17 protein-coding genes are annotated in these 18,243 nt (G+C 62.6%); 7 read left to right on the forward strand and 10 right to left on the reverse strand.

What is annotated here, in order from left to right; all coding sequences use genetic code 11:
• Positions 1-3: 3 nt before the first annotated feature.
• Positions 4-1,335: an MATE family efflux transporter gene (locus AC1D1J_RS00890; protein WP_477694454.1), complete on the reverse strand. Its 1,332-nt coding sequence runs from the start codon at positions 1,333-1,335 to the stop codon at positions 4-6.
• A gap of 188 nt (positions 1,336-1,523) precedes the next feature.
• On the reverse strand, positions 1,524-2,132 hold the full coding sequence (locus AC1D1J_RS00895) for a DUF2239 family protein (RefSeq protein ID WP_477693627.1): 609 nt from the start codon (positions 2,130-2,132) through the stop codon (positions 1,524-1,526).
• Positions 2,133-2,384: 252 nt separating this feature from the next.
• On the opposite strand from AC1D1J_RS00895, the gene AC1D1J_RS00900 reads away from it, so the two are divergent.
• The 5 genes from AC1D1J_RS00900 to AC1D1J_RS00920 all read left to right on the forward strand — a co-directional run bounded on the left by AC1D1J_RS00900 (position 2,385) and on the right by AC1D1J_RS00920 (position 7,379).
• The gene (locus AC1D1J_RS00900; protein ID WP_477693628.1) at positions 2,385-3,446 is read left to right on the forward strand and encodes a methionine ABC transporter ATP-binding protein; all 1,062 of its coding nucleotides are present in this window, start codon (positions 2,385-2,387) and stop codon (positions 3,444-3,446) included.
• A 3-nt stretch (positions 3,447-3,449) separates the two neighbouring features.
• Complete coding sequence (locus tag AC1D1J_RS00905) at positions 3,450-4,115, forward strand: methionine ABC transporter permease (RefSeq protein ID WP_457278549.1); 666 nt, start codon at positions 3,450-3,452, stop codon at positions 4,113-4,115.
• A 170-nt stretch (positions 4,116-4,285) separates the two neighbouring features.
• Positions 4,286-5,080: a MetQ/NlpA family ABC transporter substrate-binding protein gene (locus AC1D1J_RS00910; RefSeq protein ID WP_477693629.1), complete on the forward strand. Its 795-nt coding sequence runs from the start codon at positions 4,286-4,288 to the stop codon at positions 5,078-5,080.
• A gap of 25 nt (positions 5,081-5,105) precedes the next feature.
• On the forward strand, positions 5,106-6,242 hold the full coding sequence (locus AC1D1J_RS00915) for a sigma-54 interaction domain-containing protein (protein WP_477693630.1): 1,137 nt from the start codon (positions 5,106-5,108) through the stop codon (positions 6,240-6,242).
• A 198-nt stretch (positions 6,243-6,440) separates the two neighbouring features.
• Positions 6,441-7,379 carry a TauD/TfdA dioxygenase family protein gene (locus tag AC1D1J_RS00920; RefSeq protein WP_477693631.1) on the forward strand — a complete coding sequence of 313 codons (939 nt, stop codon included), beginning with the start codon at positions 6,441-6,443 and terminating at the stop codon, positions 7,377-7,379.
• A 253-nt stretch (positions 7,380-7,632) separates the two neighbouring features.
• Here AC1D1J_RS00920 and AC1D1J_RS00925 read toward each other — a convergent pair whose 3' ends face one another.
• From AC1D1J_RS00925 to AC1D1J_RS00950, 6 genes are read right to left on the reverse strand one after another with little or no spacing between them, the layout of a single operon-like run.
• Positions 7,633-7,959, reverse strand: a complete 327-nt coding sequence (locus AC1D1J_RS00925; protein ID WP_477693632.1) for a 4Fe-4S dicluster domain-containing protein — start codon at positions 7,957-7,959, stop codon at positions 7,633-7,635.
• Positions 7,956-9,557 (reverse strand): FAD-dependent oxidoreductase, encoded by a 1,602-nt coding sequence (locus AC1D1J_RS00930; protein ID WP_477693633.1) that lies wholly within the window; start codon positions 9,555-9,557, stop codon positions 7,956-7,958. The genes AC1D1J_RS00925 and AC1D1J_RS00930 overlap by 4 nt, the downstream gene beginning before the upstream one ends.
• Complete coding sequence (locus AC1D1J_RS00935; protein ID WP_477693634.1) at positions 9,557-10,909, reverse strand: LLM class flavin-dependent oxidoreductase; 1,353 nt, start codon at positions 10,907-10,909, stop codon at positions 9,557-9,559. The genes AC1D1J_RS00930 and AC1D1J_RS00935 overlap by 1 nt, the downstream gene beginning before the upstream one ends.
• A gap of 55 nt (positions 10,910-10,964) precedes the next feature.
• Positions 10,965-11,804: an ABC transporter permease gene (locus AC1D1J_RS00940; RefSeq protein WP_477693635.1), complete on the reverse strand. Its 840-nt coding sequence runs from the start codon at positions 11,802-11,804 to the stop codon at positions 10,965-10,967.
• A complete protein-coding gene (locus AC1D1J_RS00945) occupies positions 11,797-12,651 on the reverse strand; it encodes an ABC transporter ATP-binding protein (RefSeq protein WP_477693636.1) in 855 nt (284 codons plus the stop codon). Before AC1D1J_RS00945 ends, AC1D1J_RS00940 begins: the two co-directional genes overlap by 8 nt.
• The gene (locus AC1D1J_RS00950) at positions 12,648-13,676 is read right to left on the reverse strand and encodes an ABC transporter substrate-binding protein (protein WP_477693637.1); all 1,029 of its coding nucleotides are present in this window, start codon (positions 13,674-13,676) and stop codon (positions 12,648-12,650) included. Before AC1D1J_RS00950 ends, AC1D1J_RS00945 begins: the two co-directional genes overlap by 4 nt.
• Before the next feature lie 332 nt (positions 13,677-14,008).
• Between AC1D1J_RS00950 and AC1D1J_RS00955 the strand changes: the two genes are divergently transcribed.
• Entirely contained in the window at positions 14,009-14,557 is a 549-nt protein-coding gene (locus tag AC1D1J_RS00955) for an NADPH-dependent FMN reductase (protein WP_477693638.1), read from the forward strand.
• A gap of 343 nt (positions 14,558-14,900) precedes the next feature.
• Here the strand turns inward: AC1D1J_RS00955 and AC1D1J_RS00960 are convergent, their stop codons facing one another.
• Positions 14,901-15,812, reverse strand: a complete 912-nt coding sequence (locus tag AC1D1J_RS00960; protein WP_477693639.1) for a TauD/TfdA dioxygenase family protein — start codon at positions 15,810-15,812, stop codon at positions 14,901-14,903.
• A 142-nt stretch (positions 15,813-15,954) separates the two neighbouring features.
• Positions 15,955-16,857 (reverse strand): LysR family transcriptional regulator, encoded by a 903-nt coding sequence (locus AC1D1J_RS00965; protein ID WP_477686435.1) that lies wholly within the window; start codon positions 16,855-16,857, stop codon positions 15,955-15,957.
• A gap of 185 nt (positions 16,858-17,042) precedes the next feature.
• Here AC1D1J_RS00965 and AC1D1J_RS00970 point away from each other — a divergent pair, with 185 nt between their 5' ends.
• Positions 17,043-18,188 carry an alpha/beta hydrolase gene (locus tag AC1D1J_RS00970; protein ID WP_477670784.1) on the forward strand — a complete coding sequence of 382 codons (1,146 nt, stop codon included), beginning with the start codon at positions 17,043-17,045 and terminating at the stop codon, positions 18,186-18,188.
• Positions 18,189-18,243 lie beyond the last annotated feature (55 nt).

The following is an 18,243-nucleotide window of genomic DNA, read 5'->3' on the forward strand; positions in this document are numbered from 1 at the left end:
GACTCAGACCAGGCGCCTGATCGACTTCTTCTTCCAGACCAGCCGGTAGTAAGCCGTCTGCAGACCCAGCATGGCGATGAAGGTGACCGGATAGGCCACCCAGATGCCGTTGATGCCGATGCGGTGGCTCATGAGCCAGGCGACGGGCACCTCCACCAGCGCGATGCAGAAGATGGCGATGCCGGTGGGCACCAGCACCGACCCGCTGGCGCGCATGATGCCCGAGAGAACCGAGGCCATGCCGAAGATGACGCTGCTCCACAGCATGATGTGCAGCAGCGTCTGCGCCACCTCAATCACCGGTTCGCTGGTGATGAAAAAGCCCATCAGGTGGCGCGAGAACAAATAGCCCAGCAGCACGAGTGAGCCGGTCAGCGCCAGGTTCATCAGCAAACCGGTGCGCACGATGGTGCCCAGTTTGTCGGTGCGGCCCGCGCCGATCGCCTGCGCACCCAGGATGGAAGCGGTGATGGCAATCGAAATCGCCGGGAACTGTACATACGCCACCACCTGGTTGACGGCGCCGTAGGCCGCCGTGGCGTTGGATCCATAGCTGTTGACCAGCGAGAGCAGGGCGACTTCAGCCAGCGCGATGACGATCATCTGCACGCCGGTGGGTACGCCGATCTTGAGCACGGTCTTGAGGATGCTGCCGTTGATGCGCATGTGGCGTACAAATTCCGCATCAGGTGCCAGCGGGCTGTGGATGCGGCGTAGCCTGAAGGCCAGCCAGGCCGTGGCCGTCACCATTGACAGCACCGAAGCCACCGCACCGCTGGCCACACCGAGCTGCGGCAGGCCGAACCAGCCGCGGATCAGCGCCGGTGTGACGGCGAGGCCCACCAGGGTCGAAATGCCCAGCGTGTAGAGCGGGTTGACCGTATCGCCCACGCCGCGCAGCATGGCGGTGGCCAGCAGGTAGACGAAGAGGCCTGGCCCCGCAATCATCATGATGCGGGCATAGAGCGTGGCGTCGGGCAGGATGTCGGCCGGTGTGCCCAGCGCCCTGAGCAAGGGCCCGGTAAAGATGCCGCCGAACAGCGCGACGAGCAGGCCAAAAATCAGGCCGACACTGAGCGTCGTGCCGGCAATCGATTTGACTTTGCCAGTGTCGCGCGCTCCCCAAGCCTGGCCGATCAGCACGGAGGCGCCTGCGCCCAGGCCGATGGTGAAGGCAATGAAGAAAAACAGGATCGGGAAAAAGCTGGACACCGCCGCCAATGCGCCGACGCCGATCATCTGGCCGACGTACACGTTGTTCAGCGTGCCCGACAGCGACTGCAGGATGTTGCTGAGCAGCATGGGGCCGAGGAAGGCGGCAAAGGTCTTCCACATCGGCACACCGTCGTTCAATGCGGGCCGGGTGTGCGAAGCGGGTTTCGCCGCCGCGGGCTGTGTTGCCAGGGGCGGGACCGGATCTGCCACGGAAATCGGTGGCGCCGCGATTTCGCCCGCTGCACGCACGTCGCCCTCATGCATTTCGGTTTCAAGCCGGTGATCGAGGGCGGAAAGATCCGGCGGCTTCATGCGGCGCTCCAGCTGGCTGCGGCCAGTGCCGCCAGGTAGGTTCGCACATCTTCAGGCCAGGGCTCGACCAGGGTGTCAAAACGCAGCCGGTCGCCGGCAAACAGTGCGCGGGTGGCTTCTTCGAAGCCGGACAGGTCGCCCGCGATTTCCGCCATGAAGCGGTAAGCGGCTTCGCGGGAGGCCCGTACCACGTCGCGTGCCTCGTTGGCCCTGCTCGCTTCTTCCACCAGCTTGCGCAGCGCAACCGAAGCACCGCCTGATTGGCGGCTGAGCCATTCCCAGTGCCGCGGCAGCAAGGTGACTTCACGCGCAACCACCCCCAGCCTGGGGCGCCCGACAGAACGCGTCACCGGTGCTTCGGGTTCGGCGGCGGGAAGGTCGGGCGGCGTGTCGTCGGGCGCATCCACGGCGTCGGGCCGCAGGTCAAGGTCCAGGCGTTCCCCGTTGGCATCGTTGAATATGCGAAGCAGTATGTCGGCCTGCTGGGGCGTGGCGCGCAACTGCGCGAGCAGCTCACGGCGCGGCCCGCAGGCAATGCGCTGGAACCCGGCGAAGGCGGTCAGGGTGCGGGGCGTGGCGATCAAAGCGATCAAAGTAGAGGTCATAAAGTCATTACGGTTAATTTTGTCCGGGTCAAATTAGGAGTTTATATCATCCGGGTATAAATGATCAAGTTTTGGCTGAAAAATGCGTAAAAGGCTGTAAATCGGGTTCTATAGCTGATTAATCATCTAACTAGTCTATTTAATATTCTTTTGAGTTTGGGAGAAGCTAGGCTAAATTCGCGTCCTGTTCAAAAAAGAGCCTCACACGTTTTCACAAGAACCGTGAGGGGTGACAAGGTTTAGCGAATTTTCATGATCGAGCTCAAAGGCATTTTTCAAACCTACAAGGGCTCCACGGGCCCGGTCGAAGCGCTGCGGGGCGTCGACCTTCACATCAACCCGGGCGAGGTCTACGGCATCATCGGCCGCAGCGGTGCGGGCAAAAGCTCGCTGGTGCGCGTGGTCAACCTGCTGAACCGGCCGACGGCTGGCCAGGTTTTGGTGGGCGGCCGGGAACTGACTTCGCTGAACGGCGAAGCACTGCGCGTAGCCCGGCGCGATATCGGCATCATCTTTCAGCACTTCAACCTGCTGTCGTCGCGCACCGTGTACGGCAACGTGGCCTTGCCGCTGGAGATTGCGGGTCTATCGGCAGCGGACATCAAGGCACGTGTTGAGCCCTTGCTGGACCTGGTCGGCCTGAGCGCCCTGGCGGATCGCTACCCGGCACAGATCAGCGGCGGGCAAAAGCAGCGTGTGGGCATTGCGCGCGCGCTGGCCAACCGGCCCAAGGTGTTGCTGTCGGATGAAGCTACTTCGGCGCTGGACCCGGAAACCACGCGCTCCATCCTCGGCCTGCTGCGCCAGATCAACAAGGAATTCGGCCTCACCATCGTGTTGATCACGCACCAGATGCAGGTGATCAAGCAGGTGGCCGACCGCGTGGCGGTAATCGACGCGGGCCGCATTGTTGAAAGCGGCACGGTGATCGATGTCTTCACGCGCCCGCAACACGAAACCACACGCAGCCTGATCGCCGAGATCGTGCCGCAGGATTTGCCCGACAGCGTGCTGGCGCGCATACGCACCCTGATGAGTGCCGAGCACCCGGAAGAAGGGCAGCTGCTCAGGCTGGCCTTTGCGGGGGATGAGTCGGATCGACCCTTGCTGTCAGACGTGATTCGCCGCTTTGGCATTGACCTCTCCATCGTGCACGGTCAGGTTGATGAAATCCAGGGTAAGCCCTTCGGTTCGCTGGCAGTGTTTGCGCGCGGCGCACGCGAGCAGCTCAACGCGGCGGTGGCGCATTTGCGCGGCGCCGGTGTGCATGTAGACCAGGTCGGCGGTGAGCTGGCCGTGGGCGGGAGGGTTTAAGCCGTGTTCAGTAATTTCTCACAAGCCCTGCTCGAGCTCTTTGTCAGCTCGCTATGGGAAACCATCGTCATGGTGGGCATTTCGGGCGCGGTCGGTGCGCTCATCGGTATTCCACTCGGGGTGTTTTTGCGCCTGACAGACGAGGGCGGCGTGTTGCAGAACGCTGGCGTGAACCGCGTCGTCGGCGGCCTTGTCAATGCGGTGCGTTCCACGCCGTTCATCATTTTGCTGGTGGCCATCATTCCGCTGACGCGCTTCATCACCGGGTCTTCCATCGGCACGGCGGCGGCGGTGGTGCCGCTCACCATCGCGGCCGCGCCGTTCATTGCGCGGCTGGTGGAAACCTCGCTGCGCGAAGTCGACCACGGGCTGATCGAAGCCGCGCTGGCCATGGGTGCGACCACACGGCAGATCGTCTTCAAGGTGCTGCTGCCCGAGGCTCTTCCCGGCATCGTCGCGGGCCTGACCATCACCTTCGTGAGCCTTACGGGTTATTCGGCCATGGCCGGCGCCATTGGCGGCGGCGGGTTGGGCGACCTGGGCATCCGCTACGGCTACCAGCGTTTTTTGCCTGAAGTCATGCTGGCCGTGGTGCTGGTGCTCATTTTGTTTGTGCAGGCGGTGCAAAGCCTGGGCGACTGGGCTGTGCGCAGGTTGAGCCACAGATGACCCCGTCCATCCATGACAGCCATGCGCGGCGATGTTGATTGCTACGCTTTTGATAGCTGCTCGCGCACGTTCCCATTGGGTTAGAGCCCGATTTGCCTCTTAAAAATGGCCTTGAAATTGACCTTCAGGGCAAAAAAACAGATTCATTCATCTTCAAAAAAGGAAACACCATGAAAAAACGCACCCTCATCCAGTCCGCCGTCGCACTTGCGCTGGCCGCCTCGTTTACCGGCGCCGTGCTGGCGCAAGACAAGCCGCTGAAGATCGGCGTCACCGCCGGCCCGCACGCGCAGATTTTTGAGCAGGTCAAAAAGATCGCCGAAAAAGACGGCCTGAAGATCCAGATCGTCGAGTTCAGTGACTATATCCAGCCCAACGCCGCACTGGCCGCCGGCGACCTGGACGGCAACAGCTACCAGCACAAGCCCTTCCTCGACCAGCAGGTCAAGGACCGCGGCTACAAGATCGTCAACGTGGGCTACACCGTCAACTTCCCGATCGGCCTCTATTCCAAAAAAGTCAAAAGCCTGGCCGAGCTGAAAGAAGGCGCGCGCTTTGGCATCCCGAACGACCCGACCAACGGCGGCCGTGTGCTGCTGGTGCTGCAAGACAAGGGCCTGATCAAGCTCAAGCCCGAAGCAGGCCTGAAGGCCACGCCGCTCGACGTGATCGAGAACCCGAAGAAGCTGAAGTTTGTGGAGCTCGACGCTGCCCAGTTGCCACGCTCGCTGGATGACCTGGACGCCTCGGCCGTCAACACCAACTACGCGCTCTCCGCCGGGTTGAACCCCAAGGACGCGATTGCCCAGGAAGCCGCCAAGTCGCCGTATGTCAATTTGCTGGCCGTGCGTGAGCAGGACAAAGACAAGCCCTGGGTGGCCAAGCTGGTGAAGGCCTATCACTCGGAAGAAATCCGCAAGTATGTGCAGGCCGAGTTCAAGGGCGCTGTGCTGCCCGGGTTCTGAGCGTAGCCAAGCGGAGCACAAAAGCATGAGCCGGTTGCTGACCCTTCCCAATGCCGGCGCCTTGTCGATTCGCGCCAAGGCGCTGGTGTTCGAAGACCCCGGCTCGCTGGCCTTGCTGGAGCGCGTCGACCAGGTCGCGCCGACTGACGCCACGGTCCTGATCATTGGTGAAACCGGCACCGGCAAGGAATTGCTGGCGCGCCGCATCCACCAGGGCAGCGGGCGCAGCGGGCCTTTTGTGGCGGTCAATTGCGGCGCTTTCAGCGAGTCGCTGATCGATGCCGAACTGTTTGGCCATGAAACCGGCGCTTTCACCGGCGCTGCGCACGCCCGCGCGGGCTGGTTTGAGGCGGCCGACGGCGGCACGCTGTTTCTTGACGAAATTGGTGACTTGTCGCTGAGCCTGCAAGTCAAGTTGCTGCGCGTGCTGCAGGAGCGCCAGGTGGTGCGCATCGGCTCGCGCAAGCCGATTGCGCTGGACGTGCGCCTGATTGCTGCAACCAACGTCGACCTGCGCGACGCGGTCAACGCCAGCCACTTTCGCGCCGACCTTTATTACCGCCTGAGTGTTGCCACGCTGGAGCTGCGCCCGCTGTTTGAGCGGCCCGGCGACATCCTGCCGCTGGCGCGACATTTCCTGGCGAGCTACGCCGCGCGCCTGGGCATCAAGGATGCAAGCCTTTCGCCAGAGGCAGAGCAGGCCCTGCTGGCCCATGACTGGCCCGGCAACATTCGCGAACTGGAAAACGTCATCCACTACGCGCTCATCGTGGCGCCGACGGCAACGCTGCATGTCGCGGACCTGCAGGGCATTCACCGTTCTGCGCGCATGGCGTCCCGTGCGGCGCCTTCCGCATTGCCGGCTACTGCTTCCGTAGAACAGGTTTCAAATCACCTGGCGCAGAGCGCTGCACCAGTCAGTTTGCGCGAGGTGCTGCTGCAGCGCATGAACCAGGCCGAGCCTGAACTGTTTGACGCCGTCGAGGCCACCTTGGTGAAGACAGCGTTCGAGTTCTGCCATGGCAACCAGGTTCAGACAGCGCATCTGCTGGGTCTTTCGCGCAATGTGCTGCGCACCCTGCTCAAGCGCCATGGCTTGCTCGAAAGGTCTGCACACGCCGGAGATGCTGAAGAGAGCAATTCCGCCTTCGCGCCGCTGTAGCCGAAAAGTCCGTGCTGCATTCGCAGCAGCCGTTCAACAATTTTCTGCAGTCACTTTTAGCAGGCTGCTGCTATCGCAGCAATACCGCGAAAAAACACCTCCCAACGACCGGTTTTCACTGGCACAGGTCATGCGTAGAAGTCTGCAGGCAGCGTCGTTGTTGACGTCTGCTTCTTTCATGACTCAAGGAGCTTCTTCATGACAACATTGCCCGTAGACATTCACCCGGTCGCAGGCCGCATTGGCGCCGAAGTGCGCGGCCTGCGCCTGTCTGCCGACCTGCCAGGCGCAACTATCACCGCGCTCAACCAGGCGCTGCTCAAACACAAGGTGCTGTTCTTTCGCGGCCAGCAGCATCTGGACGACGCATCACAGGAGGCGTTTGCCAAGCGCCTGGGCGAGCCGGTACCGCACCCCACGGTGCCGGTGCGCCAGGGCACGGGCTTTATCCTGGAGCTGGATTCGGAACATGGCGGGCGTGCCAACTCCTGGCACACCGACGTGACCTTCGCCGTGGCCCCGCCCAAGATCTCGGTGCTGCGCGGCGTGGTGATCCCGCCCGCCGGCGGCGACACGGTGTGGGCCAACACGGCACTGGCTTACCAGGGCCTGCCGCCCGCACTGCGAGAACTGGCCGAAAAGCTCTGGGTGATTCATGGCAACGATTACGACTACGCCGCCTCACGCAGCGACGACGAAGTGTCGAGCGAAGGCCTGAGGCACTACCGTGAGGTTTTCACCCGCACATTGCATGAAGCCGAGCACCCGGTGGTGCGCGTGCACCCCGAAACCCGCGAGCGCACGCTGGTGCTCGGCCACTTCGCGAAAAAGCTGGTCGGTTATTCCAGCACCGATTCACAGCACTTGCTGTCGGTGCTGCAAAGCCATGTGACGCGCCTTGAAAACACCGTGCGCTGGCGCTGGATCCAGGGCGACGTGGTGATCTGGGACAACCGCGCTACGCAACACTACGCTATCAACGACTACGGCGACCAGAAGCGCATCGTGCGCCGCGTCACGCTGGCCGGCGACGTGCCGATCAGCGTGGACGGCCGCCGCTCGCGCGTGCATGGCGGCCAGGCGCAAGCACCCAAGGCCCCCCAACCGGTGGTGCCTGCTGAAGCCGTAGCTGCCTGATAGGCAGTTGTATGTGGCTTTTGCTCCTTCCCCCGCTGGGGGAAGGTAGGGATGGGGGCTCTCGGCCTGAGCCGAACACCGCATTTGTGCAAGCGCCCAGGCCCCCATCCCCGCCTTCCCCCAGCGGGGGAAGGGGCAATACAAATGAAGGTCGTTTTCAGTGCAAAAAACCCGCCTTGCGATAGAACTACGGGTGTAAGCAGCTATCAAATAGATAGCGACTGTAATGAGCGCTTCGCTATCGGCGACAGGCTCAGGCCCTCTGCAGCAGGTGGTAGCTCTTGTCGTCGGATGCGGTCGACTTGCGGCCACCGCCCCAGCCCACGGCTTTGCGGTAGCTGCCGAGCAGCGCGCCATGGCGCAAGGCTTCTTCGTTCACCTGCACGGATTCATCGGCGCTGGGGGCGACGAACAGCGCGTCTTCCGGGCAGTACAGCTCGCACATAAAGCAGGTCTGGCAGTCTGCCTGGCGTGCGATGACCGGCGGGCCACCGGGCACGGCGTCGAATACGTTGGTGGGGCAGGCCGTCACGCAGATGTTGCAGCCGGTGCATTGCGAAGCGCTGATGAGCTCGATCATGCGACCGCTTCCTGGTTGACCTGGATGTCGTCCAGCCCGTTGCTGATGAGGCGGTGCCGCTGCGTGGGGTCAGGCGCGGCATGTTCCTGGCGCCGGTGCATGCCCCGCGTTTCGTTGCGGGCGAGGGCGCTGCGGTACATCCAGCGCGAATGGGCCAGCAGCGCGGCGGCTTCGCGTGTGCGCACCGCCTGCTGCCTGTCGGCCGGTGCGGCCTGGCGCAGGCGAATCCACAGCGCGTCGAGCCGCGACAGCGAATCTTCCAGCACGCCGCCGCTGCGGAACCAGTTGCGCTCATAAGGAAACACTTCGGCCTGCACAGCGCGGATCAGCGCTTCGCTGTCGGTGTGTTCATCGCCCGCACCCTGCAGGCCTACGCTGCCGGCACGCAGCACCGCGCGCGCGGCGCTGTGCCCGTTGGAGCGCGCGAAGCCGGCCGCACCTGCACCGGCCCAGAACCCGGACGACAAGGCCCAGGCCGCGTTGTGGCTGCCGCCGCCGGTGAAGGCGCCGCAGATCAGCTCGCGCGTGGCGGCATCGCCCGCGGCGTACAGGCCGGGCACGGAAGTCGCGCAGTCGCGGCCCGTGATGCGCAGGCCGCCGGTGCCGCGCACCGTGCCTTCCAGCCGCAAGGTCACGGGGAAGCGCTGGGTGAAAGGGTCTATGCCCGCACGGTCGAAGGGCAAAAAGAAGTTGGGCTGGGCGGTGCGCATCCAGGCTTTCACCTGCTCGTCGGCTTTATCCAAACGGCCGAACACGCGCTGGGTCTGCAATGTTTTGGCAATCAGGCTGCGGCCAAAAGCCGAGCCGGCGCCTTCAATCACGCTGCCGTCTTCGTAGTAGAAGGTGGCCCATTGGTAGAACAGCGACTTGGTGACCGAAGCAAAGGCCGCACCCAGGCCGTAGGCGTTGGAAAACTCCATGCCTGAAAAATCGGCGCCCACCTCGGCGGCCATCAGGTGGCCGTCGCCAGTCAGAACATTGCAGCCCAGCGCGCGGCTTAAGAAAGCGCAGCCGCCGGTGGCGATGACGACAGCGCCGGCGCGCACCACCCAGGGCTCCAGCGTCTGGCGCTGCTGGCCGGTGGCGCCGCACACCGTGCCTTGTTCATCCACCAGCAGCTCCAGCGCCGGGCTGTGGTCGAGAATGCGCACGCCTGCCTCCTTGGCACGCTTGCGCATCAGGCGCATGTACTCGGGGCCTTGCAGCGAGGTACGGCGCTGCTCACCGTCTTCGCCGATAGGGAAAGGGTAGCCCCATTCGGCCAGCTGCTGCATGTTGGCGTAAGTCTGCTCAAGCACGCGGTCCATCCAGGCGTGTTCGGCCAGCTGCCCGCCTTTGTCATAGCGGCTGGCTTTGGCGTCTTCGCGCTGCGTGCCTTGCGGCTCCACGTACCAGACGCCTGTGCCCGAAGGCGCCGTGGCGCCCGAGGTACCGCAGTAGCCCTTGTCGGCCAGCACCACCTTTGCGCCGCGCGCTGCTGCGCTGATGGCGGCCCAGGTTCCTGCCGGGCCGCCGCCTATGACCAGCACGTCGGCATCGTGCTGCCGGGCGCCGGCCGCGTTCGAGAGGGCGGTGAAGTTGAGGTCGCGGCTTCCCATCACGCCACCTTTTGGGCCTTGACGGCGAACTGGTTGACGGGCCGGTCCAGCCCGAGGTTTTCGCGCAGCGTGCTGCCTTCGTATTCGGTACGGAAAATACCGCGCCGTTGCAGCTCCGGAATCACCAGGTCCACAAAATCGTTGAGCGATTCAGGCAGCACGGGCGGCATCACGTTAAAGCCGTCAGCGGCGCCGTTTTCAAACCACTCCTGGATCTTGTCCGCGATGGTTTGCGGCGTGCCCACCACCACCCAGTGGCCGCGCGCACCGGCCAGGTATTCATAGAGTTGGCGCACGGTGAGCTTGTCGCGCCGCGCCAGTTCCAGCACCACGTGGGCGCGGCTGTTCTGGCCCTTGGGTGGTTCGGGAATGTAGGGCGGCGGGGCGTCCAGGTCCCACTTCGTGAGGTCTTCGCCGGGCCAGAATTGGGCAATGGTGTTCAACCCCACCGAAGGGTGAATCAGCTTTTGCAGCTCGGCCCACTTGGCTTCAGCTTCGGCTTGCGTGCGGCCGATCACTGGCGAAATGCCGGGCAGGATCAGCAACTGCTCAGGCCGGCGGCCGTATTTGGCCAGGCGGCCTTTCACGTCGCGGTAGAAGGCCTGCGCTTCTGCCAGGCTGGTCCAGGCTGTGAAGATGGCTTCTGCGGTGGCGGCCGCGAGTTCGCGCCCAGGCTCGGACGAGCCGGCCTGCACGATCACCGGGTAGCCTTGCGGCGGCCGCTCCAGATTCAGCGGGCCTTGCACCTTGAAGTATTTGCCGTGGTGGTTGATCTCGTGCAGCTTGGCTGGGTCAAAGTAGCTGCCTGTTTCGGGGTTGCGGATAAAGGCATCGTCCTCGAAGCTGTCCCACAGGCCTTTCACCACGTCGATGAACTCGTGGGCCTGCTCATAACGCACCTCCGGGTCAGGGTGTTTGTCGAGCCCAAAATTGCCGTACACGTTGTCGGCGCCGGTGGTCACCACGTTCCAGGCCGCGCGGCCTTTGCTGATGTGGTCCAGCGAGGCGAACTTGCGCGCCAGCAAAAAGGGGTCTTCATAGGTGGTGGAAGCTGTTGCCACGAAACCGATGTGTTTCGTCACAGCCGACAGGGCCGCCCACAACGTGACCGGCTCGAAGTAAGACACGCGGCCCTGCCGGCTAAAGGCTTCGTCGGTGCCGTGGAATGCCACGCCCGGGCTGTCGGCCACAAACACCTGGTCGAACAGGCCGCGCTCGGCGGTTTTGGCCACCTCAATGTAGTGGTCGATGTTGACGCCCGAATCGACCTGCGAGCCGGGGTGCCGCCAGGCCGCGATATGGTGGCCTGTGGCCATGATGAATGCGCCCAGGCGAAGTTTGCGTTGAGTCATGTGGAATGTCTTTCGTGTCTGTATGTCTATTTGTCGATACGGGAGTCGGCTTGAATCAGCTGTGCGAGGAAGCAGGCTTCCACGCCGTGAAGTGGCGCTCCAGCGCCTGCAGCGCGAAGTTCAGCGTGACCCCGATGGTGGTGATGGCGATGATCCCGAAGTACATGTCGGCAATCAAAAAGCTGAACTGGGCGTAGATGATCAGGTAGCCCAGCCCGGCTTTGGCGCCCACCATCTCGGCGGCAATCAGCACCAGCATCGCGGAGGCCGCAGCCAGGCGAATACCCACAAAGATGGTGGGCACGGAAGCCGGCAGGATCACCTTCAAAAACAACTGGCGCGGCGTCGCCCCCATGGTGCGGGCCGACTTCACCAGCAGCGGGTCCACCTGGCGCACGGCCGAGATGGTGTTGAGCAACAGGGGCCAGGCGCACGAATACACCACGATGGAAACCTTGGACACCTCGCCAATGCCCAGCAGCAGCAAGAACACTGGCAGCAATGCCAGCGGTGCCGTGTTGCGCAGTAACTCGATCAGCGGGTTGAGCGTGTTGCCCAGGCGGCGGTACCAGCCGATGGCCAGCCCCAGCGGGATCGCGAACAGGATGGCCAGCAGCAAGCCGCCAAGTGAGCGCGCCAGGCTGATGGAGGCGTGCTCCCACAGCTGACCGTTCAGGGCCAGCGCCCAGCCGGCGGCCAGCACCTCGCTGAGTGGCGGCAGGAAGGTTGGGTCGGTGAGGCCCAGGCGCGGCGCCAATTCCCACAGCAGGGCCAGCGCCACGATCAGGCCGGAGCGCCAGGTGGCATTGGCAACTTGCGCCTGCAAGCGCTTCCAGAGCGGCGGCGTGTGAAGGGCCAGCGGTGCGGCGCCTGCGTTCAGGGCAATATCAGACATGGGCAATTTCCTTGAGGATGGGTTGTGAGGAAATACGGGCGCGGCGCTCGCGGCGGGCGGATGCCACCTCGTCATGCAGCTGCGACCAGATCTCGTGGCGCAGCTCGCCGAACAGCGGCAGCGAGCGCACGTCGTCGGTGCCGCTGCGCAGCGATTCGGGGATGTCCACGATCTGCTTGATGCGGCCGGGCCGGGTCGTCATGATGGCCACACGCTGGCCCAGCACCACGGCCTCGTCGATGCCGTGCGTGATGAACACAATCGTCTTGCCGGTACGCTGCCAGATTTCGACCAGTTCTTCCTGCAGCGTTTCGCGCGTCTGCGCATCGAGCGCGGCAAAGGGCTCGTCCATCAGCAGCACCTGCGGCTCATAAGCCAGGCTGCGTGCAATGGCCACGCGCTGCTTCATGCCGCCTGAAAGCTCATGCGGAAAGCGGTTGGCAAAGTCGGTCAGGCCCACCAGCTCCAGGTAGTGCGCAGCCTTCTCGCGCCGGGCGCGTTTGCCCAAGCCCGCAACCTCCAGCCCGAAGGCCACGTTGTCCAAGGCGCTTAACCAGGGGAAGAGGGCGTATTGCTGGAACACCACGCCGCGGTCGCGTGCGGGGCCGGTGATGGCTTGGCCGTCAATCAGCACGCGGCCGCTGGTGGGCAGCGCCAGCCCTGCCAGCAGGTCGAGCAGGGTGGACTTGCCGCAGCCGCTGGGGCCGACCAGCACCAGGAACTCGCCGGGGCGAACGTCCAGCGTCACGTCATGCACGGCGACAAACCGTTTGGCCGCGCCACCGTCGTCCGCGCGAACGGTGAACTCCTTGCTGACGTTTTCAAAGCGAATCTTGGCGGCGCTCATTTGGCCACCGCCAGCTTGTCGCCGCTATTGGAAGCATTGAAATAAGGGTTGAAAGCGTTGGTGTACAGGTCTGTAGGCTTGACCTGGCCGGGTTTGAGCAAGCCGTCCTTGACCAGCCAGTCGATCCAGATCTGCAGCTCCTTGTCCTTGATCACGCCCCCCGTGCCCGCCACGCCGGTGCTTTTCCAGTACTGGATGGTGTCGGCGCTTTCGGCACGCTTGCGGCCGTCAATGATCTTGACGAAGCGCGCCCGAACCTCGGCCGGCGGCGTGTTGCGCGCCCATTCAATGGAGCGCGCCAGGGCTGAGACCAAGTGGCGGCTGGTGTTGGGGTTTTGCTCGATGAATTTGTTGAGCAGAACGATGGAGCCTGCCGTGAAGTTGCCATACAGGTCACGGTCTGTGAACAGCGGGCGTATGCCGCCGCGCTCCCGCGCCTTGTCGCGCAGCACACCGCCCAGGGTGGTGACTTCCACATGGCCCTGGCGCAGCGCCTGTTCACCGGTCACTGGCGGCGTCACCACCAGCGTCACCTGTTTGGCTTCCGCTTCGCTGAGCCTGGCGCGCTCCAGGTATTCGCGGACCATGAACTCGTGGTGTGCGCCCAGCGTGTTCACCGCAACTTTTTTGCCGATCAGGTCGCGTGCGGATTTGATCGGGCTGTCTTCCTTGACGTAGTAGCCGCTCCAGGTGTTCTCGTCCACCCCGTAGTAGCCCAGCACCGCCTTGATTGGCGCTTTCTTGGCCAGCAACTTCACGACCGCGCCGTTGAAGGCGCCACCCAGGTCGACATCACCGGTGACCACGCTCTGGATGTCTTGCGGGCCGCTGATGGTGTTGCCCACCCATTTGGCTTTGAGCGGCGCGAGGTAGCCCAGGTCTTCGGCCAGCTCAATCCAGGTGACCTGGCCGGCCCAGCCCTGGTAGCGGATTTCGGTTTTTTCAGGTGGGGGTGCGGCATGGCCTTGAGTGGACAGGAGGCCAAACGACAAAGCTGTGAGACCGAGGAAGCGAGTGATGTTCATGGCGTGAGGAGTGAGTGGTTGACGGGTTCAACATCGCAGCATCCATGCCAGTGATTTCGGGCCGATTCAGGGGTGATTTCGGGGTTTTCAGGGCGTCCGGGTTGCTTTGTTGCTGCATCCCGGGCAGCCGGCTGTTGGGGTGCTGTCTGGTTTTGCGCAGAAGCGGCCTGGCGTGTTGACGGGAAGCGGGCAGCGCTGCGGAACCTTGGGGTATTTCTGTCCTGAAGTCCTACAGCGCGCGGCGGTGAATTGATTTAAAACCGGGAATGCCGTTTGCGAATTCGCGCATTCGCTGATCAAACCCTTTCATTCCCACCCTCCTGGAGAACCCCATGGCTCAATACAACATCGCCGTCGTCGTCGGCAGCATCCGCAAGGATTCGTTCAACAAAAAACTCGCCAGCGCGCTTGAAAAGCTGTTTCCTGCGGACTTCAGCTTTACCCATGTGCGCATTGACGACCTGCCGCCCTACAACCAGGATGACGACGGGAATCCGTCGGCAGAGGTGAAGCGGCTCAAGGGTGAGATCAAGGCGGCGCAGGGCGTTCTGTTCTTCACGCCTGAATACAACCGCTCGATTCCCGGTGTGCTGAAAAATGCCATTGACCATGCCTCACGCCCTTATGGCCAAAGCGCCTGGGACGGCAAGCCTGCCGGCGTGATTGGGGCATCGGTTGGCGCGATTGGCACCGCGCTTGCCCAGCAGCACCTGCGCAATATCCTGGCCTACCTGAATGTGCCTACGCTGGGGCAGCCCGAGGCTTTTGTCCACAACAAGGAAGGTTTGTACGACGCTGATGGCAGCATCAGTGAAGGCAGCCGCAAGTTTTTGCAGGGGTGGGTGGATGCTTATGTGGGGTGGGTTAAGAAGCACGCCTGAGCTTGCGTTTCCCGTTGCTGCTCTTGTTCGGCGGCTACGCTTTTTGCTGAGAGTGGTTGGCCGGGGGGTGCCCGGCATGCAACTCACTTTCTTTTGCTTCGCCAAAAGAAAGTAAGCAAAGAAAAGGCGACCCTGCTGTCTGCGTCCCTTCGCTTCGCTACGGGCAGCCTGCGGTGCTCGGTCCAGCCGGGGTCAAAAACAACTCGCCTTCGGCTCAAACAAGTTTTTGCCCTGATCCGTCTGGCCCTGCGCTCCTCGGCGCATACAGAAGGGGTGGGGTCGAGGAATACCTAAAACCGGGATACCTAAAACCGAAACCCGAATAGCGGACGCAGGCTTCTGCTTAAAACGGCGCGTCGCCTTCGATGGTGGTGCGGTAGAGCTTGCGGCGCAGGTGGTCGGGGGTGCCTGCTGCCAGGTGGGTGACTGAGCGGTTGTCCCAGAACACCATGTCGTGCGGCTGCCACTGGTGGCGGTAGATGAGTTCGGGGCGTGAGGTGTGTTCGAACAGTTCGCTGAGCAGGGAGGTGCTTTCGTCCTCTGGTATGCCCAGGATGCGGGTGGTGAAATGCTCGCTGACAAAGAGTGCCTTGCGGCCGTTTTCGGGGTGGGTGCGCACCACCGGGTGAACAACCGGCTTGACCTCTTCAACCTGCTCTTGTGTGAGCTTGGGCCGCCATGGGTTGCGGCTGCGCAGCTCTTCGTATTTGGCGAGGTAGGTGTGTTCGGCGCGCAGGCCCTGCACAGCTGTCTTTAACGCGTCGGGCAGGGTGTCCCAGGCGGTGTGCTGGTTGGCGAAGAGGGTGTCGCCGCCTTCGGAGGGCAGCTCCTGCGCATGCAGCAATGAGCCCAGGCTGGGCTTGTCTTTGTATGACAGGTCAGAGTGCCAGAAATGGCCGGCGTCGCCCAGGCCGATGGGTTCGCCGTTTTCCTTGATGTTGGAGACGATCAGGATTTCAGGGTGGTTTTGCAACTGGAAGTTTTTCAACACATGAATTTGCAGCGGCCCAAAGCGGCGGCTGAAATCAACATGTTGCTGCGGCGTGATGCGCTGGTCGCGAAAGACCAGAACGTGGTGGTCCAGGTGTGCGCGGTGGATGCGGCAGAAGTCAGCTGTGGTGAGCGGTGTGGACAAATCCATGCCCAGCACCTCGGCGCCCAGCGGGGCGTCAAAAGGCCGGATCTCGATGGAGGATTGGGTATGCGTTGCTGCCGATGCATCGGCACGGTCGTTCGGAGTCAAAGTCGCTGTCATCTTCATCTTTCTCATCTGCGTCCTGGGGCGCCGGTCAGCCTATAAATGTAGGAGTGCCGCCGTGCAAAGCGAACTACCTATTCGTCGTTTGTTAATTACTTTTAAGTCTGTTCGGCTTCGCCACACGAGGGCGCCAACCATCTTATCTATCGGATCCACTCACCCGCAACGCTTTCACCACCAGCGAAAAGGCCGGTGAAGGCTGGCGTCTGCTGGGATAGTACAGGTGGTAGCCGGAAAATTTTGGGCACCAGTCCTGCAGAACGCGCATCAGCCGCCCGGCTTCAATGTGCGCCGTCAGTTCGTCTTCCGGCAGCAATGCGATGCCCAACCCCGCCAGTGCCGCGTCGACCTGCGGCGTTGTCGTGTTAAAGATCAGCGGGCCATCCACACGGACATTGACCTGGCGGCCGCGGCGCTCAAAGTCCCAGACGTACAACCCGCCGGAAGTCGGCATGCGCTGGTTGATGCAGTGATGTGCGGTGAGGTCGTGCGGTGTTTTGGGGATGGAATGGACCGCAAAATAACCGGGTGAAGCCGCTACTGCCATACGCAGCGGTGGGCCAATCGGCACGGCAATCATGTCTTTGTCGATGGTGTTTCCCAAGCGTACGCCCGCATCGAAGCGGTCGGCCACGATGTCGCGAAAACCATAGTTCACGTCGAACTCCAGCTTGATGTCCGGGTACTCGCGCAGCAGCGGTGAGAGCTTGGGCAGCAGGGTGCTTTGCAGCACGTGGTCGCCACACGTGATACGCACGGTGCCTGCAGGTTTGTCGCGCAAATCGGTCAACGCGTCGAGTTCAGACTCGATTTCGTCAAAGCGGTGACCGATCGCCTTCATCAGCCGCTCACCCGCGGACGTTGTGGCGACGCTGCGTGTGGTGCGTGTGAGCAGCCGGATCTTCAAGCCTTCTTCCAGCCCCCGGATGGCCTGGCTCAGCGCTGACGGGGTCACACCCAGCGTGGCGGCGGCCCGGGTGAAGCTGCCCTGGCGCGCCACGGTGACGAAGGCCAAGAGGTCGTTGAGATTGCGTCGAGGCATTGCGGGTCTCTGTTTCGTGGGCTACTGATTAGCTATGCTAACAAATTCATTAAGAATTCATTACCTAGTCAATGTTAAAGGTACTTGGCAAACTTCAGGAACTGCGAACGGAACACGGACCACGTCGAGCAAGGGCAACCGTCACGCGTAGTGCCTTCTGACCCAACCAAAGAGGAACATCGACCATGAAAACACCATCAGAGAACGACGGCCGCGCAGCGGTCGAACTGTCCAGCGACGCCTCTGGTCGCCGTGAGTTTTTGAGAATGACTGGAACAGGCGTGGCTGCGGCCGGCATGCTTTCGACCGTTGGAGGCGCTGCCTTTGCGGCGGATACGCCGGCCATACCAGGCAGGCCCGGTGGTGCCGATAACTTTTACAAGAGCGACAAGGTGACCGTGCAGAAGGTGACTTTCAGGAATCAGTACCGGATGAACGTCGCGGCGAATCTTTTCATTCCCAAAACGCTTGACCGGAAAAAACGCAACCCAGCGATTGTTGTGGGCCACCCCATGGGTGCGGTGAAGGAGCAAAGCGCGAACCTGTACGCCACCAAGATGGCGGAGCAGGGCTTTGTGGCCATGTCCCTGGATCTCGCTTTCTGGGGCGGCAGCGACGGCCAGCCGCGCAATGCCGTTGCGCCGGACCTGTACGCCGAAAACTTCAGCGCTGCAGTGGATTACCTCGGTAGCCAGGCGTTTGTCGACAGGCAGCAGATCGGCGCCATCGGGATTTGCGGCAGTGGCAGTTTTGTCATCAGTGCGGCGAAGATTGACCCGCGCATGAAAGCCATCGCCACAGTGAGCATGTATGACATGGGCGCGGCCAACCGCGACGCCCTCAATCATTCGCAGACGCTCGAGCAGCGCAAGCAGATCATTGCCGCCGCCGCCGAGCAGCGCGATGTGGAATTCAAAGGCGGTGCGATCCAGTACACCAGTGGCACCGTGCATCAACTGACGGCGGACACGCACCCCATCCAGCGCGAGTTTTACGACTTCTACCGCACACCGCGAGGCGAATACACGCCCACGGGTGGATCGCCGCGAACCACCACGCACCCGACCCTGGCCAGCAACGTCAAGTTCATGAACTTTTACCCGTTCAATGACATCGAGACGATCTCGCCTCGCCCCATGTTGTTTATCACGGGCGACCAGGCGCACTCGAAAGAATTCAGCGAAGACGCCTACAAGCGGGCCGCTGAACCGAAGGAGCTGTTTATTGTTCCGGGCGCCGGCCACGTGGATCTGTATGACCGGGTGACGATGATTCCGTGGGGCAAGCTGACTGCGTTCTTCGGCAAGCACCTGGTGCAGACCGGCGCCTGATGGCGGTTCGCGCGATCATCAATGTGGTGAGCGGCGTCTGCGTCGAACGCGAGAC

The sequence above is a fragment of the Polaromonas sp. P1_F8 genome (assembly GCF_056405635.1).